At 42.7% G+C, this 23621-nt stretch carries 27 protein-coding genes; 18 read left to right on the forward strand and 9 right to left on the reverse strand.

The window, feature by feature from the left end; genetic code table 11:
- The first annotated feature begins 206 nt into the window (after positions 1 to 206).
- From C6Y07_RS08725 to C6Y07_RS08735, 3 genes are all read left to right on the forward strand, one after another.
- Positions 207 to 971 carry a transporter substrate-binding domain-containing protein gene (locus tag C6Y07_RS08725; RefSeq protein ID WP_034660424.1) on the forward strand — a complete coding sequence of 255 codons (765 nt, stop codon included), beginning with the start codon at positions 207 to 209 and terminating at the stop codon, positions 969 to 971.
- A gap of 69 nt (positions 972 to 1040) precedes the next feature.
- The gene (locus tag C6Y07_RS08730) at positions 1041 to 1685 is read left to right on the forward strand and encodes an amino acid ABC transporter permease (RefSeq protein ID WP_003215015.1); all 645 of its coding nucleotides are present in this window, start codon (positions 1041 to 1043) and stop codon (positions 1683 to 1685) included.
- Positions 1682 to 2410: an amino acid ABC transporter ATP-binding protein gene (locus tag C6Y07_RS08735; RefSeq protein ID WP_106038309.1), complete on the forward strand. Its 729-nt coding sequence runs from the start codon at positions 1682 to 1684 to the stop codon at positions 2408 to 2410. Before C6Y07_RS08730 ends, C6Y07_RS08735 begins: the two co-directional genes overlap by 4 nt.
- Positions 2411 to 2520: 110 nt before the next feature.
- Here C6Y07_RS08735 and glxA read toward each other — a convergent pair whose 3' ends face one another.
- Positions 2521 to 2904, reverse strand: a complete 384-nt coding sequence (gene glxA / locus C6Y07_RS08740) for a glyoxalase GlxA (RefSeq protein ID WP_034660421.1) — start codon at positions 2902 to 2904, stop codon at positions 2521 to 2523.
- 118 nt (positions 2905 to 3022) lie between these two features.
- Here glxA and C6Y07_RS08745 point away from each other — a divergent pair, with 118 nt between their 5' ends.
- The gene (locus C6Y07_RS08745) at positions 3023 to 4204 is read left to right on the forward strand and encodes a class I SAM-dependent rRNA methyltransferase (RefSeq protein ID WP_106156588.1); all 1182 of its coding nucleotides are present in this window, start codon (positions 3023 to 3025) and stop codon (positions 4202 to 4204) included.
- Between the two features lie 35 nt (positions 4205 to 4239).
- On the opposite strand, the gene C6Y07_RS08750 is transcribed toward C6Y07_RS08745, so the two are convergent.
- Entirely contained in the window at positions 4240 to 4920 is a 681-nt protein-coding gene (locus C6Y07_RS08750) for a CidB/LrgB family autolysis modulator (protein WP_034660418.1), read from the reverse strand.
- A complete protein-coding gene (locus tag C6Y07_RS08755; RefSeq protein WP_012011691.1) occupies positions 4914 to 5297 on the reverse strand; it encodes a CidA/LrgA family holin-like protein in 384 nt (127 codons plus the stop codon). The genes C6Y07_RS08750 and C6Y07_RS08755 overlap by 7 nt, the downstream gene beginning before the upstream one ends.
- Positions 5298 to 5462: 165 nt before the next feature.
- On the opposite strand from C6Y07_RS08755, the gene cidR reads away from it, so the two are divergent.
- The 4 genes from cidR to C6Y07_RS08775 all read left to right on the forward strand — a co-directional run bounded on the left by cidR (position 5463) and on the right by C6Y07_RS08775 (position 8356).
- Positions 5463 to 6350, forward strand: a complete 888-nt coding sequence (gene cidR / locus C6Y07_RS08760) for a cidABC operon transcriptional activator CidR (RefSeq protein WP_003214744.1) — start codon at positions 5463 to 5465, stop codon at positions 6348 to 6350.
- A gap of 17 nt (positions 6351 to 6367) precedes the next feature.
- Positions 6368 to 7192, forward strand: a complete 825-nt coding sequence (gene thiM / locus C6Y07_RS08765; RefSeq protein ID WP_106036401.1) for a hydroxyethylthiazole kinase — start codon at positions 6368 to 6370, stop codon at positions 7190 to 7192.
- Positions 7179 to 7847, forward strand: a complete 669-nt coding sequence (gene thiE / locus C6Y07_RS08770) for a thiamine phosphate synthase (protein ID WP_106036402.1) — start codon at positions 7179 to 7181, stop codon at positions 7845 to 7847. The genes thiM and thiE overlap by 14 nt, the downstream gene beginning before the upstream one ends.
- 134 nt (positions 7848 to 7981) lie before the next feature.
- Entirely contained in the window at positions 7982 to 8356 is a 375-nt protein-coding gene (locus C6Y07_RS08775; RefSeq protein ID WP_060597556.1) for a nuclear transport factor 2 family protein, read from the forward strand.
- A 26-nt stretch (positions 8357 to 8382) separates the two neighbouring features.
- On the opposite strand, the gene C6Y07_RS08780 is transcribed toward C6Y07_RS08775, so the two are convergent.
- From C6Y07_RS08780 to C6Y07_RS08800, 5 genes are all read right to left on the reverse strand, one after another.
- Positions 8383 to 9924 (reverse strand): solute symporter family protein, encoded by a 1542-nt coding sequence (locus C6Y07_RS08780; RefSeq protein WP_106030654.1) that lies wholly within the window; start codon positions 9922 to 9924, stop codon positions 8383 to 8385.
- Complete coding sequence (locus C6Y07_RS08785) at positions 9921 to 10235, reverse strand: DUF485 domain-containing protein (protein WP_106036403.1); 315 nt, start codon at positions 10233 to 10235, stop codon at positions 9921 to 9923. Before C6Y07_RS08785 ends, C6Y07_RS08780 begins: the two co-directional genes overlap by 4 nt.
- A 107-nt stretch (positions 10236 to 10342) precedes the next feature.
- Complete coding sequence (locus C6Y07_RS08790) at positions 10343 to 11014, reverse strand: glycosyltransferase family protein (protein ID WP_106036404.1); 672 nt, start codon at positions 11012 to 11014, stop codon at positions 10343 to 10345.
- Positions 11007 to 11696: a class I SAM-dependent methyltransferase gene (locus C6Y07_RS08795; protein ID WP_034660413.1), complete on the reverse strand. Its 690-nt coding sequence runs from the start codon at positions 11694 to 11696 to the stop codon at positions 11007 to 11009. The genes C6Y07_RS08790 and C6Y07_RS08795 overlap by 8 nt, the downstream gene beginning before the upstream one ends.
- 301 nt (positions 11697 to 11997) lie before the next feature.
- Positions 11998 to 12138: an anti-repressor SinI family protein gene (locus C6Y07_RS08800; RefSeq protein WP_008345506.1), complete on the reverse strand. Its 141-nt coding sequence runs from the start codon at positions 12136 to 12138 to the stop codon at positions 11998 to 12000.
- Between the two features lie 456 nt (positions 12139 to 12594).
- On the opposite strand from C6Y07_RS08800, the gene C6Y07_RS08805 reads away from it, so the two are divergent.
- Both C6Y07_RS08805 and C6Y07_RS08810 read left to right on the forward strand, forming a co-directional pair.
- On the forward strand, positions 12595 to 12978 hold the full coding sequence (locus tag C6Y07_RS08805) for a GtrA family protein (protein WP_012011676.1): 384 nt from the start codon (positions 12595 to 12597) through the stop codon (positions 12976 to 12978).
- Positions 12979 to 13005: 27 nt separating this feature from the next.
- Positions 13006 to 13263 (forward strand): hypothetical protein, encoded by a 258-nt coding sequence (locus tag C6Y07_RS08810; protein ID WP_003215318.1) that lies wholly within the window; start codon positions 13006 to 13008, stop codon positions 13261 to 13263.
- Between the two features lie 35 nt (positions 13264 to 13298).
- Here the strand turns inward: C6Y07_RS08810 and C6Y07_RS08815 are convergent, their stop codons facing one another.
- A complete protein-coding gene (locus tag C6Y07_RS08815; RefSeq protein ID WP_106156590.1) occupies positions 13299 to 14144 on the reverse strand; it encodes an AraC family transcriptional regulator in 846 nt (281 codons plus the stop codon).
- A gap of 181 nt (positions 14145 to 14325) precedes the next feature.
- Here C6Y07_RS08815 and C6Y07_RS08820 point away from each other — a divergent pair, with 181 nt between their 5' ends.
- From C6Y07_RS08820 to qoxD, 8 genes are all read left to right on the forward strand, one after another.
- Positions 14326 to 15504: a galactokinase gene (locus C6Y07_RS08820; RefSeq protein WP_060597742.1), complete on the forward strand. Its 1179-nt coding sequence runs from the start codon at positions 14326 to 14328 to the stop codon at positions 15502 to 15504.
- Entirely contained in the window at positions 15504 to 16496 is a 993-nt protein-coding gene (galE, locus tag C6Y07_RS08825) for a UDP-glucose 4-epimerase GalE (protein WP_106036407.1), read from the forward strand. Before C6Y07_RS08820 ends, galE begins: the two co-directional genes overlap by 1 nt.
- A gap of 35 nt (positions 16497 to 16531) precedes the next feature.
- On the forward strand, positions 16532 to 18052 hold the full coding sequence (gene galT / locus C6Y07_RS08830; protein WP_060597553.1) for a UDP-glucose--hexose-1-phosphate uridylyltransferase: 1521 nt from the start codon (positions 16532 to 16534) through the stop codon (positions 18050 to 18052).
- Between the two features lie 4 nt (positions 18053 to 18056).
- On the forward strand, positions 18057 to 19139 hold the full coding sequence (locus tag C6Y07_RS08835; RefSeq protein WP_106030647.1) for a M24 family metallopeptidase: 1083 nt from the start codon (positions 18057 to 18059) through the stop codon (positions 19137 to 19139).
- Positions 19140 to 19654: 515 nt separating this feature from the next.
- Positions 19655 to 20611 (forward strand): cytochrome aa3 quinol oxidase subunit II, encoded by a 957-nt coding sequence (gene qoxA, locus C6Y07_RS08840; RefSeq protein WP_095285740.1) that lies wholly within the window; start codon positions 19655 to 19657, stop codon positions 20609 to 20611.
- A 27-nt stretch (positions 20612 to 20638) separates the two neighbouring features.
- Positions 20639 to 22597, forward strand: a complete 1959-nt coding sequence (qoxB, locus tag C6Y07_RS08845; RefSeq protein WP_060597551.1) for a cytochrome aa3 quinol oxidase subunit I — start codon at positions 20639 to 20641, stop codon at positions 22595 to 22597.
- The gene (qoxC, locus tag C6Y07_RS08850; protein ID WP_007497820.1) at positions 22597 to 23214 is read left to right on the forward strand and encodes a cytochrome aa3 quinol oxidase subunit III; all 618 of its coding nucleotides are present in this window, start codon (positions 22597 to 22599) and stop codon (positions 23212 to 23214) included. Before qoxB ends, qoxC begins: the two co-directional genes overlap by 1 nt.
- Before the next feature lies 1 nt (position 23215).
- Positions 23216 to 23596 (forward strand): cytochrome aa3 quinol oxidase subunit IV, encoded by a 381-nt coding sequence (gene qoxD / locus C6Y07_RS08855; protein WP_003215204.1) that lies wholly within the window; start codon positions 23216 to 23218, stop codon positions 23594 to 23596.
- Positions 23597 to 23621 lie beyond the last annotated feature (25 nt).

Below are 23621 nucleotides of genomic sequence, written 5' to 3' on the forward strand. Positions count from 1 at the left end.
TATCTCACATCATGATTGTGAATCACTCTTCTTTTAGAATAAAATGAGTTATTCGCAAAAAAGTAAAATTTAAAGAGACTATTGATCTAGTATTGTATGGATCTTTGGTATTGATAAAAAATATCACACGCTATAGATTTAGCGTGGTATAGTATTATTGGTATTGCGAATATTTAGACAAAACTGACAATAGGGGGTCGTGTTTTATGAAAAAATCGATGTTACTGATCATGGGACTCATTGTTGTGCTCGTCATGGCAGCCTGTGGATCAAAATCGGACAGCGGTTCGGGAGAAGGCAAAGGCACATATAAAATAGGGATAGATACAACATATCCGCCGTTTGAATTTGAAAAGGGCGGTAAATATGAAGGAATAGACGTTGATCTGATTAACGCAATCGCGAAAGACCAAGACTTCAAAGTGAAACTTGAAGCTATGGACTTCTCAGGCATTATTCCAGCAATGCAGGCAGGCCAGCTTGATGTAGGAATGGGCGGGATGAGTATTACAGATGAGCGTAAGAAGAAGGTGGATTTCTCAGATCCATACTTCGACGCTGGACTGACAGTTGTTGTGAAAAAGGACAGCAGCATCAAATCAATTGATGATTTAAAGGGGAAAAAGCTAGCTGTTAAAAATGGGACGACAGGTGCAAAATTTGCATCAGATAACGCAGATAAATATGGGTATGAAGTGGTTCAATTTAATGACAGCCCATCGATGTTCCAAGAAGTTTCAAACGGAAATGCAGATGCCTTAATAGAGGATTATCCTGTCATTACGTATGCAATCGCACAACAAGATTTAAAATTGAAAACAGTTGGAGACCGATTGAATGGAGACCAGTATGGTATTTCTGTGATGAAGGGGAAAAACCAAGACCTATTGAAAAAGATCAATAAAGGTCTAGAGAACCTAAAGAAAAACGGTGAATATGACAAAATTATTGATAAATATTTGAAGTCATAACACAAGCGAGGCGCGCTCCGAGCGCGCTTTCTTTATGTGGCACCGTATGTGAATTAGGGAGGGAGAAACATGGACACGATTATTAATGCATTTCCATATTTAATGGATGGTTTGCAAACCACTTTATATATCTTTGTTGTTGCCATCATTTTAGGATTTATCATCGGTTTGATTGTGGCATTATTCCGTCTGTCACCTTTTAAAATCTTAAACTTCATCGCACTTGTCTTTGTCAATGCCATTCGAGGCACACCATTTATCGTACAGCTATTCTTCATTTACTTTGGTTTGAATACACTTGAATTCATATCGCTTGATCGAGTGCCGGCAGGGATTATTACAGTAGCGATTAATGCAGGGGCTTATTTCTCAGAAATTATTCGTGCAGGAATTCAGTCCATTGATAAAGGACAAACAGAAGCTGCACGTTCCTTAGGTTTTACAGGGGGACAAAACATGCGCTTTATCGTCCTTCCGCAGGCATTCCGCCGCATGCTTCCAGCGATTACAAACCAAGCCATCATCAGCTTGAAGGACACGTCTCTCTTATCGATTATTGGAATCGCCGATATTATGCAGCGGGGACAAGTACAAGCATCGGCAACATTTGATCCTTTGAATGTCTGGCTCATTGTCGGTATCATTTATTTCGTGATCATTTATTTACTTTCTCTACTGGCTAGCTACGCAGAAAGGAGATTTGATATCAAATGAGTATGATTACGGTGAAAAATTTAAAGAAATCCTTTGGCGATCACGAAGTGTTAAAGGACATTAATGCAGTCATCGAGGAAAAGGAAGTAGTGTGTGTGATTGGTCCTTCTGGATCAGGCAAAAGCACGTTTCTAAGATGTCTCAATAAATTAGAAGATATTACGGCTGGCGAAGTCGTTGTCCACGGACATACGATTACAGATCCAAAGGTGAATATCAATAAAGTACGACAAGAAGTGGGGATGGTGTTTCAGCACTTTAATTTATTTCCTCATAAAACCGTTTTAGAAAACATCACGATCGCACCGATGAAGGTAAAAGGCGCCGACAAGAAGGCGGCAGTCGATAAAGCAATAGACCTGCTTGAAAAGGTCGGCTTAAAAGACAAAGCCAAAAGCTACCCTAACCAATTATCTGGTGGACAAAAACAGCGTGTCGCCATTGCAAGAGCCTTGGCAATGGACCCGAAAGTGTTATTATTCGATGAACCGACATCTGCTCTTGACCCTGAAGTCGTCGGGGATGTATTAGCAGTAATGAAACAATTAGCCGTCGAAGGCATGACAATGATTGTGGTCACACATGAAATGGGCTTTGCGAGAGAGGTAGGAGACCGCGTGATCTTTATGGATGGCGGATATATTGTCGAAGAAGACAAACCGGAGGCTCTCTTTGGAAACCCGCAGCATGAGCGGACAAAATCATTTCTTAGTAAGGTGTTATAAAAAAAGAGTAAGGGCATATGGATGCTCTTACTCTTTTTCTTTTATGGAGCCTAAGAAATATCGCAGTTTATATGATGATAAAGGTAACTGGCCTCATTTCCTAGGAAATATTAGCGCTGGAAGAATTCGATCCATTCTTGGTCTGGGCCTCTGAAAAAGAAGTAGCAGTATCCATTTGGTAACGTCGTAATTTCTTCATCAATTAATTCAATTTGCAGCTTTTGAATACGATTGAATTCAGCATGAATATTGTCTGTTGTAAAGGCAAGATGATGGACCTTTCCTTCAGATGGCAGGTCGCTGCTGTACCCTTGGATGAGCTCAATTTCCGTTTCTGTCTCATCTTTAAAACCGAGAAATGCAAGCTCAATGACTCCGTTTGTATGAGTGATGCGATCCTTTAATTTCATGCCCACGACCTTTTCATAAAAATCAATGGACTGATCAATATTTGTGACCATAATACCTGTATGATCTAATCGTAATGTCGTCAAAAAAAGAGCCTCCTCTATGGTGTGTTGATATTTTTCTCCTCATCTTATCATAATAGGAGTAACGTATACATTCATATGATAGGATAGAGAGAGTCAATTTAGGATAAGGATGACACAAATGAAAAAAATCTCATTAAAACAAACATTTGCAGAACAAGTGAAAAAGGGATATCCGCTCATTTCCAAAGATGCTGTATCTCATGTAAGCGGTGTGAAAGAAGGCGAGCTGATTGAATGGGTGGATGAGCGAGGCGCCTTTTTAGGAAAAGGATATTATGGTGTACAAAATAAAGGAATCGGCTGGGTACTCACATTTGATGCCAACGAAAAAATAGACCAAGCCTTTTTTGTCTCCAAGCTTGAGCAGGCAGCGAAAAGCAGAACGCATTTATTTCGTGATGCGCAGACGACTGCTTTCCGTGTGTTCAACGGAGAGGGAGATGGCATTGGCGGCTTCACGATTGATCATTATGACGGTTTCTATCTCATCCAATGGTATAGCGAAGGAGTTTATACATTCAAGGCGGAAGTATTGGCTGCACTTGAGCACGTATATCCAGGCTATAAAGGCATTTATGAAAAGAAACGATTTGATACGTCTGGACAGTATATAGAAGATGATGATTTTGTGAAGGGAGAGAAAGGTGAATTTCCTCTCATCGTGAAAGAAAATGGCATGAACGTAGCGGTTTACTTAAATGATGGTGCGATGACAGGCATTTTTCTTGATCAACGTCATGTGAGAAAAGCGATTCGAGATCGTTATGCAAAAGGAAAGACCGTGCTTAATACATTTTCTTACACAGGCGCTTTCTCCGTGGCAGCAGCGCTTGGCGGAGCGAGCCGGACGACAAGTGTAGATGTCGCAAATCGCAGTTTGAAAAAAACATCTGAACAGTTTGAAGTCAACGATATAGATGTGGACGGGCAGGATATGAAAGTCATGGATGTCTTTAAATATTTTCCGTTTGCTGCGAAAAAAGGATGGACTTATGATCTTGTCATCTTAGACCCGCCATCCTTTGCACGCACGAAAAAGCACACATTCAGTGCGGCGAAGGATTATAAGAAGCTATTAAAAGAAGCCATCCAAATCACAGCTGAGAACGGCGTCATTGTGGCATCAACGAATAGCAGTGCATTTGGTATGAAGAAATTCAAAGGATTTATTGCGCAGGCCTTTAAAGAATCAGGGCAAACCTATCGTATCCTTGAAGAATATACACTTCCTGAGGATTTCCGTACAACGAAGAATTATCCTGAAGGAAATTATTTAAAGGTTGTCTTTATCCAAGCATAAGAAAAAGCCATTTTCCGATAAAGGAAATGGCTTTTTTATAAGGCAAACGACATGAGGAGAGGCGCTGCACATAATGTAATAATAGCTGAAAGAATCATCGACACACTTGAGATCGTCCCTGAGACGGAGCTCATTTCAAATGCCTTCGATGTTCCTGCCCCGTGTGCACCTGTTCCAAGCAGGACGCCCATGGCAATGTCATTATCAATACGGAAATAACGAATGACCATTGGACCGATGATTGACCCAAACAGTGCGGTTAAAATGACGAATACAGCCGTAACGGACGGCATGCCGCCAATCATTTCTGACACACTCATCGCCACTGGTGTTGTGACCGACCTTGGGACAAGACTTTCAATAAGGCCTGTATCCAAATGAAACAACTTGGCGATAAATGCTGTTGATAGGATCGCAATGACAGAACCACAAGCCACATTCAAAATAATTTCCACTGCATGCTTCTTCAGAATGTGAAAATACTTATATAAAGGAATGGCAAAAGCAACAGTCGCAGGCTGAAGCATATTCGTGAGCCATTTACCGCCTTGATTGTATGCATCGTAAGGAATGTTGACGATTAATAGCAAGACGACAAGGACAAGCGGCGTCACAAGTAATGGGGAGACATAGACCTTCGGATGCCGTTTATACACCGCTTTTGATCCGAGATATAAAAGAACCGTTAAGATCAGAAATAGTGCGCCAACTAACATAGCTTTTTTCGCTCCTTTCTTTTCGCAATCATTTGCGTCATGATACCAGTCGAGAGCATGACGACAAAGGTACTAAGTAAGACGACAAGGACAATACTTGTGCCAGATTGAGAAAGCAATGTTCCATAATCAATGACACCAACTGCTGACGGGATAAAGAATAGCAGCAGTTCTCCAAGCAGCCATACGGCGCCAAGTTCAATCCATTTTAATTGAATAATTTTAAAATGAAGTAATAAGAAAATGACCAGAATGCCTAAAATCGTGCCCGGAATTCTTAAATGCAAAAAGGCCGCGAGCACATTCATCAATTTCGCAAAAACAAACAAAGCCATAATCTGAAGGACAGCAATCAGCGGCGTTTTGAGCAATTTCACTTTCTGTTCACTCCTTTTTCTATATAAATTGTTCACTGTTTCACAAAAACATGACAACGTTCCAATTGATTAGCTTACTTTAAAGTGTACAGCACGTTCAGTTATAGGTAAAATACATATATCGAATAGTTAGTATTCCTTTTGTCTATAGGAAGGGTGAGTCATGTGGACATTAGACATTTAACATATTTCTTAGAAGTGGCGAGGTTAAAAAGCTTCACAAAAGCATCACAATCTCTTTATGTGTCGCAGCCTACCATTTCCAAGATGGTCAAAAATCTCGAGGATGAGCTGGGGGTGCAGTTGTTTTATCGAAATGGCCGGCAGGTTGAAATGACAGATGCTGGACAAACGATGTATACACAGGCGAGTGAAATCACACAATCATTTCAGAATTTAACGAGCGAGCTAAATGATTTAATGAATGTCAAAAAAGGACATATTCGCATCGGGCTGCCGCCGATGATTGGATCGAGTTTTTTCCCGAATGTCATGGGAGAATTCCGCCAGCAGTATCCAGATGTCACATTTCAATTGGTGGAGCACGGCTCTATTAAAGTAGAGGAAGGGGTCGAAGATGGTTCGTTAGATATTGGTGTCATTGTTCTGCCTGCAAATGATAAAATTTTTCATACGTACACCATTATTAAAGAAGACATGAAGCTCGTGACGCATCCATCACATCCGATGGCAGGTCGTGATAAGGTTGATTTAGCTGATTTAAAGGAAGAGTCTTTTATTTTCTTTCGAGAAGATTTTGTTCTGCATAGCCGGATATTGAATGAATGTATGAATGCGGGATTCCGGCCCAATGTCATTTATGAAACGTCTCAATGGGATTTCATTAGTGAGATGGTAGCCGAGAACTTGGGAATTGGTCTTCTGCCTGAGCGGATCTGCCGTGATCTTGATCCTGAAAAGGTGAAAGTCATTTCCTTAAACACGTCGATCCCGTGGCATTTAGGAGTCATTTGGCGAAAGGATCGCTATTTGTCGTTTGCGGCAAGAGAATGGTTAAAGCATACTAAATCCTATGTGTGGGGAGCAGAGTAAAAGGGAGGACGATACGGATGAAAACAAGCTGCGTGTCTCATTTATTGGAGAGGGTTCGAGCGGAAAATCCACTCGTTCATAATATCACCAATCAAGTCGTGACGAATTTTACAGCGAATGGTCTGCTTGCTTTAGGCGCTTCGCCAGTCATGGCAAATGCCAAAGAAGAAGTGGCTGAAATGGCGCAGTTGGCGGATGCACTTGTGCTCAATATCGGCACATTGACAAAGGACACGGTGGAGGCCATGGTTCTGGCTGGACAAGCTGCCAATGAAAATGGTGTACCTGTTCTATTAGATCCTGTCGGCGTCGGTGCGACAACGTTTCGAACGAAAGCGGCAAAACAGCTGTTAGAGCAAGTGAACATGACCGTTGTCAGAGGAAATGCTGCAGAAATGGCTCATTTACTTGGAGTGGATGGCTGGGAGTCAAAAGGCGTTGATGCGAAAGCAGCGAACGGAGATGTATCGGCACTAGCCAAACAAGCGGCAAGGACACTTCAGACCGTTGTGGTGATCACAGGAAAAGTCGATGTGGTGTCAGATGGAGAGGACGTGTTGTCTATTCATAATGGACATGAATGGCTCACCAAGGTGACGGGAACCGGCTGTTTACTGACGTCTGTCATCGGGGCATTTTGTGCAGTGGGTGAACGGCCTATTCATGCGTCAGCAGCTGCATTACTGTTTTATGGTGTCGCAGCTGAAAGGGCAGCTCATTACACTCAGGATAAAGGGCCAGGGACGTTTCAAATGGAATTGTTAAATTCACTCACACACACAACTGGCGATGATGTGGTGACTATGGGGAGAATAGGGGGAATTTCACATGACAAAGGCTGATCAACAGCAAATCAAACAGCAATTATCGGTTTATTTTATTATGGGAACAGCGAATACAAGCAGACCGCCGCTTGATGTCGTAAAAGAAGCCATTCAAGGCGGAATCACCATGTTTCAATTTCGAGAAAAGGGCGAGGGAGCCTTGCAAGGAGGAGAGAAGAAACAATTGGCTCGTCAACTTCAAGTGCTTTGCCAAGAAGCAAATGTTCCTTTTATTGTGAATGATGATGTACAGCTAGCGATAGACCTTAATGCAGATGGCGTTCATGTTGGACAGGAAGACACAAATGCAGAAGACGTCAGACAACGGATCGGAAATAAAATATTAGGTGTGTCTACGCATAACCTAGATGAAGTGAAACAAGCCATGAAGGACGGCGCAGATTATGTCGGCATGGGCCCAGTTTATCCAACAGAAACGAAAAAGGATACACGCAGTGTCCAAGGAGTATCTTTGATCACTGAAGTACGTCGTCATGGTCTTCATATTCCAATTGTTGGCATCGGGGGTATCACATACGACAATGCTGCACCAGTCATCCAAGCAGGGGCAGATGGTATTAGCATCATTAGCGCCATTAGCCAGAGCGCTGATCCAAAAAAAGCAGCAGAAAAATTGAAAGCACTTGTTGCATTAGAAAAAGCATCTCTTTAACCTGTAGGAGACATGGATTGACTCAATTCATGTCTTTTCTGATTTCAGGGAAAATAGACAGGTGAGAAACAATTGTGTACAATTAAATTGTTCGATTATTTTCGAAATGACAGGTAAATAAAGGAGAATGAACAATGGAAGTGCTCGATACGTATTTTCGCCGCTACGATGAAGCAGGAAAAGGACAGGAGCAAATGGATGAATTGCTAGCATTGTTTTCTGACGATGTCATGATTGTCTTAAATGGTGCCGAGAAGCCTGGCATCCAAGCGTTTACACAGTTTTTAAACACGTTTTTCCACGTGCATGAAGACATCAAGCATATGTGGGATGGATGGAAAAAAAGAGAAGACGGAAAATATGAAACGAACTGGGCTGTTTGCGGGAAACTTTCGGATGGCCGTGTCTATACAGCAGAAGGAATTGACATTGCAGAACTGGACGACAAAGGAAAGATCGTTTATTTAGAAAACGTTCCGAAAAATCCAGAGTTATTTCAGCGCTATTAAAAAGCCGGCTCGCTGCCGGCTTTTCCTTATGAATCAGTATCCATATGCATGCCTGTATGTGCCTTTACTTGAATTTCCGTAAAGGTGTCATCATCTGCTTTTTCAGAGGAGAATATCGTGCCTAAGTAAGCGGCAAGGAATCCGAGTGGGATCGAGATAATTCCAGGGTTCGACAGCGGGATGAGCGGATCTCCTGTAAAGATGGCTGTTCCCGATGGGTCCCAGACGCTTGGACTGAGCGAGACGATGATCAGTGCGCTCAACAGTCCTACTAAGCTCCCTGCAATGGCACCCGTAGAATTAAATCGTTTCCAAAAGACAGTGAAGATAATCAATGGTAAATTTGCACTTGCTGCCACGGCGAAGGCAAGTGACACAAGAAAAGCGACGTTTAAGGATTGGGCAAATAATGCAAGAATGATGGAAAGAATGGCCACGCCTATGGAAGCAAAGCGTGCCGCCTTCACCTGTTCCCGTTCACTCGCTTTCCCTTTGCGGATGATCTGACTATAAAAGTCATGGGCAAAGGCAGACGCTGCGGATAAGACGAGACCAGTTACCACTGCCAAAATGGTCGCAAAGGCAATAGCGGAAACAAAGGCAAATAATAAATCACCTCCAAGGGCTTGGGCGAGCAGAGGAGCGGCCATATTTCCTGCTGCATCTGCTGCTGTGATCGCTTCTGTTCCAACAAAGGCAGCAGCACCGAAGCCAAGGAAAACCGTCATTAAATAAAAAATGCCGATGATCCACGTAGCGGATAAAACAGATTTACGCGCAGAAATGGCATCCTTTACCGTATAAAACCGGATCAAAATGTGCGGCAAACCTGCTGTCCCAAGCACTAAAGCAAGGTTCAAAGACAGCGTCTCTAAAGGCACATCATATTTATTTCCCGGGTGAAGAAATGCCCCACCGAGCGGGGTCGCTGTTTTCATCTCCTCAAACATCTTCAGCAGACTAAAATCAAACTTTGCAAATACAAGCAGTGAAATAATCAGGGTCCCAAGCATGAGAAGCACAGCCTTTGTGATCTGTACCCAGCTGGTAGCGATCATGCCGCCAAACACGACATAAATGGTCATCAAGACACCTACGACCAGCACAGCAATCCAGTAATCAATGCCAAGAAGCAGTTTGATTAATGCACCTGCCCCAACAAGCTGTGCAATCATATAAAAAGTAGAGACTGTGATTGTGTTAAACGCGGCAACCCCTCGAATGGCAGGACGCTTAAATCGTGCAGCAATCATATCGGCCATCGTATATTTCCCTAGATTTCGAAGCGGTTCGGCCACAACGTAAAGAACGACAAGATACGCCACTAGAAAGCCAATGCTATAGAAAAAGCCGTCAAATCCATTTAACGCGATCATTCCAGCGATCCCTAAAAATGATGCGGCAGACATATAGTCCCCGGCGATGGCAAGGCCGTTCTGAAACCCAGTCAAACCTCCGCCTGCCGTGTAAAAATCGCTCGCATTGCTCGTTTTTTTCGCAGCAAAATATGTGATGACCAATGTGAGCCCTACGATCGCTATGAATAAAATAAAAGCGGTCATGCTCATTCGTCATCACCTCTTGATTTAGTTTTTAAAGCGCTTACATATTTGTCAAACTGAGCTGCTTTTCTCGCATAAAGTCCACATAATACCCAGGTCATGACAAATTGTGTGAGGGCGAATAACCAAGCCCATGAGATCGCGCCAATTGCCGGCGTGTTCAAAAAGGTGAAGTAGGATGTAGCAACCGGAAGTGAAAAGTAAAAGAGAAAAAAGAAAATCGTCATCGGTACGATAAATCTGCGTTTTTCCTCGAGAAGTTTTCGAAAATCCTCTGAAGCGGCAACCTTCTTATAATGAACTTTTTTGTCTGCCATTGTTTCCTCCTTTGTACGAATTAGGGACAAGGTACTCCAATGCATATGAGACGATCTGGTTGTTTATGACAGTATATCATAAAAAAGGCACCCGAAAAGGGTGCTTTCTACCGATAATTCGCAAGAAATGTTTGTCTCGCTTTTTCATATGTTTCTGCGTCAAAATGATCTCCGCATTTGTGGATACACCAAGGCTCTTCTTGTCTCGCAATTCCAACCTCATAGCCCTGCTGGACGAATTCAAAGGACTGCGAAACATCATAAAAATGAAAGCCATCAAAGAGATCCTCACGCCACTTCACATCATACTGCGTCGCCATGAAAAGACCATCAATCGCCGAAGCATTGATATAATCTTGCGTTTCCGCCTGTTGTTGACGACCTCTTTCAAACGAAAGCAGCTGATAGGTGTCGTGACGATATTCAATGACTTTCCCCCTGCAATGAGAACTCTCCCACCAAATCCCATTGTCAGGCACGCTTTCAGCTCCTATGACCCCAATCATCCCAAGTGATGGATGCTGTAAAAAAAGCGGGATCAGCTCAAGCAGCATATGCTGTTTGACAATCAAGGTATCTTGATGAAGATAAATTTTAAACTGAGCTGGATGGGTGATCGCTTCATTATAAGCAGAGGTCATACTGGATGCATGTCTAATCGGCAAAACCTCCACATGATATCCATGGGGAGCAGGAAGTGAAGCGAGCTGCCGAAAGCAAGCCTGAAACATCGATTCATCATTTACACATAAAACAAACAGGATGGTGGGGTTACTCATGAAACTGAACCGCCTCAACCACATACTGATAGGCGGTAGCGGCCTCGTGAAAATCTGAACGAATGCCATGCTTCATGAGTAATTCATGTAAATCACTCATCACGCTTGCATAGGAAGGATGCTTTACGCGAATGGTTTCGAGTTCGCGAATACGAAAGCCTGCTGAATGAAAGAGTGCATGAATTTCGTGAAGGGTGAAGAAACGTAAATGTGTTTGATCCATTAATCCTGCATCTGTATAAGTGAATCTGCCGGCTAGTAATTCTAAAACTGTTGATATGTGACCGATATTCGGAATGGATGACAGGATGACTCCTTCTTTTTTAAGGAAGGGTTTGACCTTCTTTAAAACGGCCCACGGATCCAATAAATGTTCAAGGACATCTCCGAAAATGATGCAGTCAAAGTGTTCATGTTCGTAAGGGAGAGTCATCTGTTCAATATTTCCGCATAGCACATGATCTAGCTCTTGCTCAGCCTCTTTTGCTGCATCCTCAAACGATTCAATTCCATAAATGGTCCGGCCCTTTTGTTTCAGGACTTTTCCAAGTTTGCCTGTGCCGCATCCGATATCCAATAAAGACGTCCATTCCTCACGAATACGGCTGACAATGACCGGGTTCACGCCATGATAATACTGATCCTTTTTTTGGTGATAATAGGAAAGGGAATCTGAACTCACGCTCTACCCACCTTTCTGCTTTCTCATTGTTTTCATGCTTAATATATGGGTGGGGAGCTTGGTTTTATAACGTGAGAATGACAATTTTCATGAATAGCGGCTATAAAGGGATCATATAAAGAACGGGAAACGGACTGTCCTCCTAATATAGAAAGACAGAACCCCATGAGTGGAAGGGATTGGTATGAAGGGGTGTTCAATTACTGTAGCGTATCGTCATGAAAGGATTTTCAAAAGGTCAATTGACAAGTCAGAACTTTTAGCCAAAGCAGTCTGAAAGACAAAGGATAACGGCGTTGATTTACGGTTTGTTTATCATCTTCTGATCACCGTTGGATGTTAAAAAAGCTTGTATTTCTTCGATGCCTAGTCCAATTTTTTTCGCTTCCTGAATCAAATAAACCCACTCTTCGTCAACTCTTCTTTTCACTTGCGTATCCATAATATCCTCCAGTTCAATAAGACATATTCATCTGCAACCAATGACTTGAACAAACCGTCTAGTAACTGTACGTGTGGATGAAAACAGCGCAAAATAGATTTTGTCGAAAAATGATGACATTTAACCTATTTTGTAAAATCTATCACCTACCACGTTCCTAAAAAAATGACTAAAAAACCCATAAATATTGATTTCTTACTTCTAATAATAAACAATTGTAAAGTCAGTTAAAAGATTATAAATTAAAATAATGAAAAAGACCTAAATCATTTGGCTTATATAAACCAATTAGGTTGACATTTGCCATCAAGTAGAACAAATTTCATCTGTGCAGGACGTACATATTGTTCGTTTGGGAAGTTCTTCTCAAGATGGTATTCTAAAAGAAACAGAAACCACCAAGAAGGAATGAAGAAAGACATGTATAGCCTTTTTCAAAAGTATCAAGAAGTTGTCATGTATCTTGTGATGGGTGTGTGTACAACCATTGTCAACATAGTCAGCTTCTACTTATTCGTTGAGATGTTTTCCATGGATTATAAAACAGCTACAGTTGTTTCATGGGTATTTGCTGTTCTCTTTGCTTATATCACCAATAAGAAGTATGTCTTCAAGCAAAAGGCTCGTGATACGAAAAGCCTTATGCGTGAGCTTTCTTCATTTTTTAGTGTTCGTCTCATGTCTCTAGGTGTAGATCTGGGGCTGATGATTTTATTTGTGAGCCAAATGGCGCTCAATGAAACCGTCGCAAAAATTCTTGTCAACTTTGTGATTGTGGTTGTGAATTATGTCGCCAGTAAATGGTTCGTCTTCAAGAAAACAAAAGAAGATGCGATTTAACACATGAAAAAAGATAGGTGATGTGAAATGAGCAGCAGGCCAGACGAATTATATGATGTCATATATCAGCAAACAGAAAAGCAGCATGAACAAGTGCTGAGGCTAGTCAAAGAAATGACCGCACATCCAGAAGCGTTTTCGGAACAAGAAAAGGAAAAGATCAACCGAATGGACATTGCGCTTCAAACGGCAACGGACATTTTAGAAAACTTAATGACACCTGACACGCAAATGACCATTGTTTTAAGACAAGGGAGAATTCATGTTGACCTGACGAAAGCGTAAAAGAAGCAGCCAATTGTGAAAGCGGCTGCTTTTTATTATGCATCGCTTGTTTCCCGCAGTTGCTTTGGAGACATGCCGATTTTCTTTCGAAAGACTTTATTCAAGTAATTCGCATTTCGGTAGCCGCACTGTATGGCGATTTCTTCAATCGAGTATTTTGTTGTTTTCAGTAACGTTTCCGCCTTTTCTAACCGGATATTGGTTAGATAGTGAATAGGTGTGAAGCCAGTGGCTTTTTTGAATTCCCTCGTAAAATGACTTTTGGATAAACGTGCCGCAGCTGCCATATCGTCCGGGCCAATTTCCTCGTGAAAATGATGGCTGGCAAACAAGGCAGCTTGAACGATGGGCTCGGGCCATTTCTCCATTTGTCCCTCAAGCTTTGGCAAATATGAATATAGTTCCATGACAAATTGATAAGCAAGGCTAGACCCCTCAAATGGATTGGTAATCCGTCTTTCACTGGCTTCATCATAAATGTTCTTGAGCAGGCGGATCGGTCTGGAATTTGGATGAAAACGCATGACCTGCTTTCCTTGGTCAATAAATTGGTCAAAGCAAAGATCGCAGGCTTCCCCGTAAAGCGTTAAATAAAGGAATTCCCAATGCTCACTGTCCTCTGGAAAATAATATTGATAGGCACTTGGGCTTTTCACGAGAAAGGCCTGACCCGGCAACACTTTGAAACGTTTCTCTCCGATTTCAATCATGCCATGTCCAGACAGTGTGAGCTGAAAGATGCACTTGCCTTGATCTTTCCGCTCCACGCTATTCCAGCTATATAACGAAGATGATTGTACTTCCCAGCCAACAGACCATATTTGCGCCGGCAATGTCACATCAGAATGGTGAAAACGAAATGCAAATGCTTCCTTCTTCAAATTGGAAATCCTCCTTCGCAGCAAAAAACAACCTTTTTCTATTTAGAATCATGTTACACCTCATATCACATCGTACCATTCACAGCAAAAAAAGGGTATTTTTTAACGGTTTTTTTACCATTGAACTGATGCTGCTGGGACAACTAAAATAAAAGTATCAGAAGAGAAAAGGGGAATGGATATGATCGAGACGTTACGCGCGGCATTTCACCAGCAATTTGGAGATGGAGAAGAACTTCGCTATTTTTTTGCCCCAGGAAGGGTGAACTTGATTGGTGAACATACAGATTACAATGGAGGCCATGTGTTTCCATGCGCACTTACTCTCGGAACGTATGCTGCTTGTGCGAAGCGTTCAGATGGCCGCGTGAGAATGTATTCCTTGAACTTTGATAGCGATGGTGTGAAAGAATTCAACCTTTATGAAATCGCTTACGTGGAATCGGACGGCTGGGCGAATTATCCGAAGGGTGTGTTCAATCAGTTTATAGAAGCAGGGATGAAGATAGAAGAAGGCTTTGACATTGTGTACAGCGGCAATATTCCAAATGGCGCAGGTCTGTCTTCCTCTGCCTCCATTGAGCTTGTCACCGCTGTTCTCATCAACGAATGGCATTCATTCAGCGTTTCAAATGCCCGTCTTGCCCTCCTCTCACAGCGTGCAGAAAATGAATTTATTGGCGTCAATTGCGGGATCATGGATCAGTTTTCGATTTCCCTTGGAAAAGAAGATCACGCCATTTTGCTCAATTGTGACACCCTTGCCTTTGAATACAGTCCTTTTCGGCAAGAGGGACTGGCGCTTGTCATCGCCAATACAAACAAAAAGCGGACACTGGCTGATTCCAAATACAATGAGCGCCGGGCAGAGTGTCAATCAGCTTTAAATGATCTTCGGAAAAAAATCGACATCACCCACTTATGTGAGCTCACTGCGGATGAATTTGCAGCACATGCCCACTTGATTGAAGATGACATATGCCGCAAACGGGCAAGACATGTCGTGACGGAAAACGAGCGGACGATGAAAGCAGTAAATTTTCTGAAAGATGATAAAATGGAAGAACTAGGTGGGCTCATGAAGGCTTCTCATCTTTCTTTAAAGAATGATTATGAAGTAACAGGACTTGAACTAGATGCACTGGCTGAAGCAGCTTGGCGGCACCCGGGGACGATTGGCTCCCGTATGACAGGTGCAGGCTTTGGCGGATGCACGATCAGCATTGTGAAAGAAGAACTGCTGGGTTCATTTATAGAAGAAACTGGTGCGATATATCAAGAGAAAACAGGCATTCAAGCCTCTTTTTACACAGCTGGAATTGGAGGCGGCGCAAGAGAACTCACAAAGGAGGAAGTGTGATGACAATTTTAGTTTGTGGAGGAGCAGGGTACATAGGCAGTCATGCGGTGGCGGCTCTTCTAGCGAAAGGCGAACGAGTAGTGGTAGTGGATAATTTGCAGACAGGCCACAAAGAAGCTGTTTTGGAAGGAGCTGTCTTAGAAGAGGGAGATTTACGGGATCACGTCTTTTTAAGACAGGTTTTCAAAACGCATCAAATAGAAGCGGTCATGCACTTTGCGGCAGATTCACTTGTCGGGGAGAGTGTGACAGACCCGCTTAAGTACTATGACAACAACGTCGGCGGAGCAACCGCTTTACTACAAATAATGAATGAATTTGATGTGAAACACATCGTCTTTTCTTCAACTGCTGCTGCATACGGTGAACCGAAGTGCGTGCCGATCGTTGAAACGGATGAAACGAACCCAACGAATCCTTATGGAGAAACAAAATTAGCGATTGAAAAAATGCTGAAGTGGTCTGAGCAAGCGTATGGAATAGAATACGTGGTGCTTCGGTACTTTAATGTAGCTGGTGCCCATACAGAAGGACTTGTCGGAGAGGATCATCAGCCTGAAACACATCTCATTCCAATTATTCTGCAAGTTGCTTTAGGAAAACGGGATCAGATCAAGATTTACGGTGATGATTATGAGACAGAGGACGGCACGTGTATTAGAGATTACATTCATGTGATGGACTTAGTAGAGGCACACATCTTAGCCGTTGATCGGCTGCGTGCTGGAAAAGGTAGTGCTACCTACAACTTAGGGAATGGAACAGGTTTCTCCGTGAAGCAGGTCGTAGAAGCTGTCAGAAAAGTCACGGGGCATGCCATCCCGGCACAAGTGGCAAAAAGACGCGCGGGAGATCCAGCAAAGCTGATTGCTTCTTCTGAAAAAGCGCTGCAAGAATTGGGATGGACACCTCAATATGCTGACCTTCACACGATCATTCAGAGCGCGTGGGATTGGTTTCAGAAGCATCCAGATGGCTACCAAAGTGAATAAAGCGTAACAGGCAGGCAAGAGAGGGGACAGAGGGAATGGCGATTGATATTTTTGAAAAATTGGAACAGCTGATTCAATACGGGATCAATAAAGAGCTGATGACATCACTAGATATCGATTATACAAGAAATCGGCTGCTTGAGGTGCTCGGGCTCGATGACGCTGAAGCAAGAACAGTCTCAGGAGAAGGAGACCTTGAAGACATTTTAATGCCGATGCTGGATTGGGCAGTTGAAACAGGCCTTATTCCTGAGGGGACGGATACGTATCGTGATTTACTAGATGCGAAAATCATGGGCTGCTTGGTGGCACCTCCAAGTGTCATCTATGCGAAGTTTGAAGAAAAACGCCAACATGAGGGACCAGAGGCAGCTACAAGCTGGTTCTATGCGATGCAGCAGCATGCCCACTATATTCATACAGGCAGGATCGCCAAAAATGTACAGTGGTTTACACCAACAGACGATGGTGTGCTGGAGATCACCATTAATCTATCAAAACCGGAAAAGGACCCCAAAGCCATCGCTGAAGCTAAGAAGCTCAGTCAAAAGCAATACCCTCTTTGTCTCCTTTGTAAAGAAAACGTTGGCTTCGAGGGGCGGATCAACCATCCAGCGAGACAGAATCACCGGATTATTCCTGTGACACTCTCAGGTGAATCGTGGTTTCTGCAATTTTCACCTTATGTGTATTACAACGAGCACTGCATAGTGTTCAAAGGTAAACATGAGCCAATGAGCATCACCAAAAAAACCTTTGAACGACTGCTTTCCTTCATATCTATATACCCGCACTATTTCATCGGGTCGAACGCCGACCTTCCGATTGTCGGAGGCAGTATATTAAGTCATGACCATTTTCAGGGCGGTGCACATGAATTTCCGATGGCGAAAGCAGAGATGGAAGAAGTCTTTTCTCTCAAAGCCTTTCCGGATGTGCGAGCTGGCATTGTGAAATGGCCGATGTCTGTGATCCGCCTTCGAAGCAGCGAGCGGCAGTCGCTCGCGGACGCTGCAGACTTTATCTTACATGAGTGGAAATTGTATTCAGATGAAGAGGTGGGGCTGATCGCTCATACAGGAGAGACTCCGCACAATACCATTACACCTATTGCGCGACGCCACGGGGATGACTATGAATTAGATTTAGTGCTGCGTAATAACCGTACAGACAAGCGGCACCCAGACGGCATTTTCCATCCGCACGAAGAAGTCCACCATATTAAAAAAGAGAATATCGGATTAATTGAAGTCATGGGCCTTGCTGTCCTTCCTGGCAGATTAGCAGAGGAGTTAAGCCAATTAAAAGAGGCATTGCTATCCGAAAGTCCTCTTGAAGAAATCAAAGCCCGTCCTGCTATCATGAAACACGAAACATGGGCAAAGCGACTGCTTGAAGAGAACACCTTTACAGAGGACAATACCGAAACCATTTTACAACAAGAAATTGGCTCTATTTTTTCTCGAATTCTCTCGCAGGCGGGTGTGTTTAAAAGAACTGAGCAAGGGAAAACAGCTTTTAACCGTTTCATTCAAACACTTCATACAGGCAGGTGATTAGATGATTGAACAAGTAAGAGAACTAATGGAAGAAAAGCAGCTTGATGGTGTCTTGATTCAAAAGCGAAATAACTTCTCCTGGCTGACAGGCGGAAGAAGGAATCACATTGTGTTAAATACGCCAGAGGGCGTGTGCCAGCTGCTCGTCTTAAAAGACGACCTCGTCCTCATTGTGAATCAAATGGAAGAAAAGCGGATCATTGAAGAGGAAATGGCGTATGTCGATCATCCCTTTCAGGTGGTCACAATGGATTGGTATGAGGATGAGACCCCCTACATTCAAGAACTCACAAAAGGTAAACGAATTGGGGCGGACATTCAAATGGATGGATTCGAATGGATCGAGCCGGATTTGTCACATGTTCGATCGATCCTTACTGCCTCGCTGCTCAGTCAATATGAAATCCTTTGTCATGAAACAGCGGTCATTGTAGAAAGTGTCTGTCAAGAAATCGTGCCAGGGCAGACCGAACACGAAATTGCTTCGCTTATTGCTCAAAGAGCCATTGCACAAGGGATGACGATAGAAGTCCTGCTTGTGGCAACGGATGACCGGATCCATCAATACCGTCACCCGATTCCAACAGAGAAAGCACTTCAAAAGCACGCGCTTGTTGTCCTCTGTGCAGAACGGCACGGGCTCGTAGCGAATGTCACAAGGTCTGTTTACTTTGGTCAGCTTCCAAAGGAGCTTGAAGAGAACAAAGAGCGGCTTGCACGAATTGATACAGTCATGAATGCCGCCACACGTCCTGGTAAAACATTAGGAGATGTACTGAAAGCAGGTATTGCTCAGTATGAAAAAGAGGGCTTCCCTGATAGCTGGAAAAAGCTTCATCAAGGGGGAAAGACGGGATTTGTATCTAGGGAAATCATTGCTGTTCCCTCATCGAAGGAAGAAATTCAGCTGCATCAAGTGTTTACGTGGAATCCTTCATTGCCTGGACTGAAATCAGAGGATACGATAGTAGTAGAAAAAGAGGGCAACCGCTTTTTAACCTATACAGGCAAGTGGACGTACATGGACATTGAACATGAAGGGGAGATCTATAGACGACCTGACATCTTAGTGAGAGATGAATAAATGCAGAGTGCCGGCGCTGAGCCGGTTTTTTGCTGGAAGTCTTTAGCGAGATTCCACTAATTCAGCATCATTACCAATTCTTACAGCGTATCGCAGAGAATCGATACTTTCTTTTCTTGTGAACTTGCGTTAAAATGAGTAAGGTTTTTGTTAAATGTGGGGATACCTATTTCAAAATTGTTTACCTAGATAAAATTTCATTAAGTTAAATTGAAATTCGACCAAACTTTTTTATTGTGGTAAACCTAAATTTGACAAAGTTCTTGATTGTTTGTCCTTTGCCTTCAACTCTCAACTTTTCAAAATCCTAGAAATTTATTGTGTGTGCAATAATATAAATTTATGTCGAATTTATGACATTTTAATAGAAATCTGTTGAAAAATAAATGAACTTTTGAAAAAAGGGAAGCTAACTCTAACAGATTTTGATAGCATTACAAAGGGAAGAAAAGTTTTCGAAGGCAGATGGCTTTTCACAATTATTCAGCAATTTATACATTATCTAAGGAAGGATGGTGATCTTCTTGTTCAGAGCCATTAAACCTATGCTTTTATTAGCGATGCTCGTGAGTGTTTTTTTATTAGGAGGTTGCAGCAATATCGCTGTTTTAGATCCTAAAGGACCTGTCGCAGCACAACAAAAAGACTTAATCCTTTTATCCATTGGATTCATGCTCTTTATCGTTGGTGCGGTATTTGTACTGTTTACCATCATTTTGGTTAAATACCGTGAGCGTAAGGACGTTGGAAACGCCTCTTATAACCCAGAACTACACGGGAATACGCTTCTAGAAGTTATCTGGACAGTGATCCCAATATTAATCGTTGCTGCCCTTTCGGTTCCAACTGTAAAAACAATTTACTCTTTGGAAGAGGCACCTCAAGCAACAAGTCATAAAGATCCACTTGTCGTTTATGCTACAGCTGTTGATTGGAAATGGATCTTTAGCTATCCAGAGGAAAATATTGAGACAGTGAACTACTTAAACATTCCAAAAGATCAGCCGGTTTTATTCAAAATCACTTCCGCTGATACAATGGCATCACTATGGATTCCTCAGCTAGGCGGGGAGAAGTATGCGATGGCTGGAATGGAGATGGAACAATATCTTCAAGCTGATCAAGTTGGCACTTATGAAGGAAGAAACGCCAACTTCACAGGCGAGGGCTTTGCTCAGCAAAAATTCAAAGTCAATGCGATGACGCAGTCTGACTATGATAAATGGGTAAGCAAAACGAAGAAAGAAGCACCAAAGTTAACGAAGAAAACGTATGACTACTTGATGCTTCCGGATGCTGCAGATGTGCAGACATTCTCATCAACACATTTATCCTTTGCGAAGCATGGAGAGGATTCTGAATACGCACTCCAAGCACGCAAACGTTTAGGTTACCAATCAGTTTCTCCGCATTCCAAAACAGATCCTTTCGAGAATGTGAAGAACTATAAAAGAAAACTAGATAATGAATAAACTGACTAAGGAAAGGAGGAGGCCGTTATGCATTTGAAATGGGATGAGTTTTTTGTAACTGGAGACCCATTAATTCTTGGTGCGCAAATTTCTATCGCTCTTACTTCCATTGCTATCGTGTTTGTTTTAACCTACTTTAAAAAGTGGAAATGGCTCTGGAAAGAATGGCTAACATCAGTTGATCATAAAAAGCTTGGGATCATGTATATCCTTGCTGCTGTGATTATGTTCTTCCGCGGTGGGGTAGACGGACTGATGATGCGCGCGCAGCTGGCGCTTCCTAATAATACGTTTTTAGATTCCAACCACTATAATGAAATTTTCACAACGCATGGTACGATCATGATTCTATTCATGGCGATGCCATTTTTAATTGGTTTAATCAACGTCGTTGTTCCTCTTCAAATTGGTGCACGTGACGTTGCATTCCCTTATTTGAACAACCTTAGCTTCTGGACATTCATGGTTGGAGCGATGTTGTTCAACATTTCCTTCGTCATTGGAGGATCACCAAGTGCAGGCTGGACGAGTTACATGCCGCTAGCCGGAAATGATTTCTCACCAGGTCCTGGACAGAACTATTACTTGCTCGGGCTCCAAATTGCAGGTATTGGTACACTTATGACTGGTATTAACTTCATGGTGACCATCTTAAAAATGCGTACAAAAGGTATGACGCTTATGCGTATGCCAATGTTTACATGGACAACATTGATTACGTCTGTCATCATCGTATTCGCATTCCCTGTATTAACAGTTGCTTTAGCACTTATGACATTTGATCGTTTATTCGGTTCTGCATTCTTTACACTCGAAGCAGGCGGTATGCCAATGCTTTGGGCGAACCTTTTCTGGATTTGGGGACATCCTGAGGTATATATCGTCATCCTGCCGGCTTTCGGTATTTTCTCAGAAATCTTTGCGACGTTCTCAAGAAAACAGCTGTTTGGTTACAAAGCGATGGTTGTATCGATTGTGGCAATCTCTGTTCTTAGTTTCCTTGTGTGGGTTCACCACTTCTTTACAATGGGGAACAGTGCAGCGGTTAACTCATTCTTCTCGATTACAACAATGGCGATTTCTGTACCAACAGGTGTGAAAATCTTTAACTGGCTCTTTACGATGTATCGAGGCCGTATCAGCTTTACTTCACCAATGCTTTGGGCACTTGGTTTCATCCCGAACTTCGTTATCGGTGGTGTCACTGGGGTTATGCTTGCGATGGCAGCTGCGGATTACCAGTACCATAACACGTACTTCCTTGTATCCCACTTCCACTATGTATTAATCGCAGGTACTGTCTTTGCTTGTTTTGCTGGTCTTGTTTTCTGGTATCCAAAAATGTTTGGTTACAAGCTAAACGAAAGAATCGGCAAATGGTTCTTCTGGGTATTCATGATCGGATTTAACATCTGTTTCTTCCCGCAGTACTTCTTAGGACTGCAAGGAATGCCAAGACGTATTTATACGTATGGACCAGAAGATGGCTGGACTGCACTAAACTTTATTTCAACAATTGGTGCATTTATGATGGGTATCGGATTCATCATCCTTTGCTACAACATCTACTACAGCTGGAGACACGCGAAACGTGAAGTGTCTGGAGACAGCTGGGGAGATGGACGTACTCTTGACTGGGCGACATCTTCTGCAATTCCGCCGCATTATAACTTTGCAGCACTTCCAGAAGTGACAACACCAGATGCATTCCATCATTGGAAGCAAAACAACGTAGACGTTCATCCTGAAAAAGAATTCAAGAAAATTCACATGCCGCACAATTCAGGCAGACCACTCATCATGTCTGCATTCTTCGGACTTGGTGCATTCGGTCTTGTATTTGAATGGTACTGGATTGGCATTATTGGCTTAATCGGTGTATTCGCAACAATGATTTTACGCTCATTTGAATATGACGATGGCTACTATATTCCTGTTGAAGAAGTGATTGAAACAGAGAAAAAGAATAAGGAGGCGCAGAAGTAATGGGACATAATGATAGCAGCTATGCAAATGCACCGCTTGAATATCAGTCTGAAACAGGACGTTTAAACATCCTTGGTTTCTGGATATTCCTTGGCGCGGAAATCGTGTTATTCTCAACACTTTTTGCGACCTACTTTGTTCTTCATGGCAGAACAGCTGGCGGCGTTTTACCAGCTGAGCTGTTCGATATGAAGCTTGTATTGATCATGACATTCCTGCTATTGGTTAGTTCATTTACATGCGGGATTGCTGTTCATGAAATGCGCCGTGGAAGTACAAAAGGGGTTGTCATTTGGACGATTCTGACACTGCTTCTAGGTGCAGGCTTCGTTGGCTTTGAGATTTTCGAGTTCTTCCATTATGTACATGAGGGTGCGAGCATCCATACAAGTGCGTATTGGTCTGCATTCTTTGTACTCTTAGGAACTCACGGACTACACGTATCCATCGGTATCTTCTGGATTACCGGGGTCTTGTTCCAAATTAAAAAACGTGGATTAACTCCACAAACAGCAGCGAAGATTTTTATCTCAAGTCTATACTGGCATTTCCTTGATGTTGTATGGATTTTCATCTTCACAGCTGTTTACTTGATCGGATTAGGGGGGCTTTTGTGATATGGCTGGAAAAACAAATTCCTCAGCAGAGCACGAACACTTCCCTTGGAAACACGTAGTTGGCTTCATCTTATCCATTGTGCTAACAATCTTAGCATTCTGGATTGCCATTGGAGCTGAAATTGGCAGTTCTGCAAAACTATGGATTATCTTTGGTTTTGCTTTCATTCAAGCGTTCTTGCAGCTATTCATGTTTATGCACATGACAGAAAGCGAGAACGGAACTGTTCAAGTCGGAAATACATTGTTTGGTCTGTTTTGTGCGATTATCTTCGTTATCGGATCTGTTTGGATCTTTGCGGCTCACTACAGCCACGGAGAGAACAGCAAAGACGGTTATTCACCTTCTGCGCCAAAGCAGTCTGAGCATTCAGAGAAATAATAAAAAAACCACTCATCCCTCAAAG

Source organism: Bacillus sp. LNXM12-1, assembly GCF_003004375.1.
Classification (GTDB): domain Bacteria; phylum Bacillota; class Bacilli; order Bacillales; family Bacillaceae; genus Bacillus.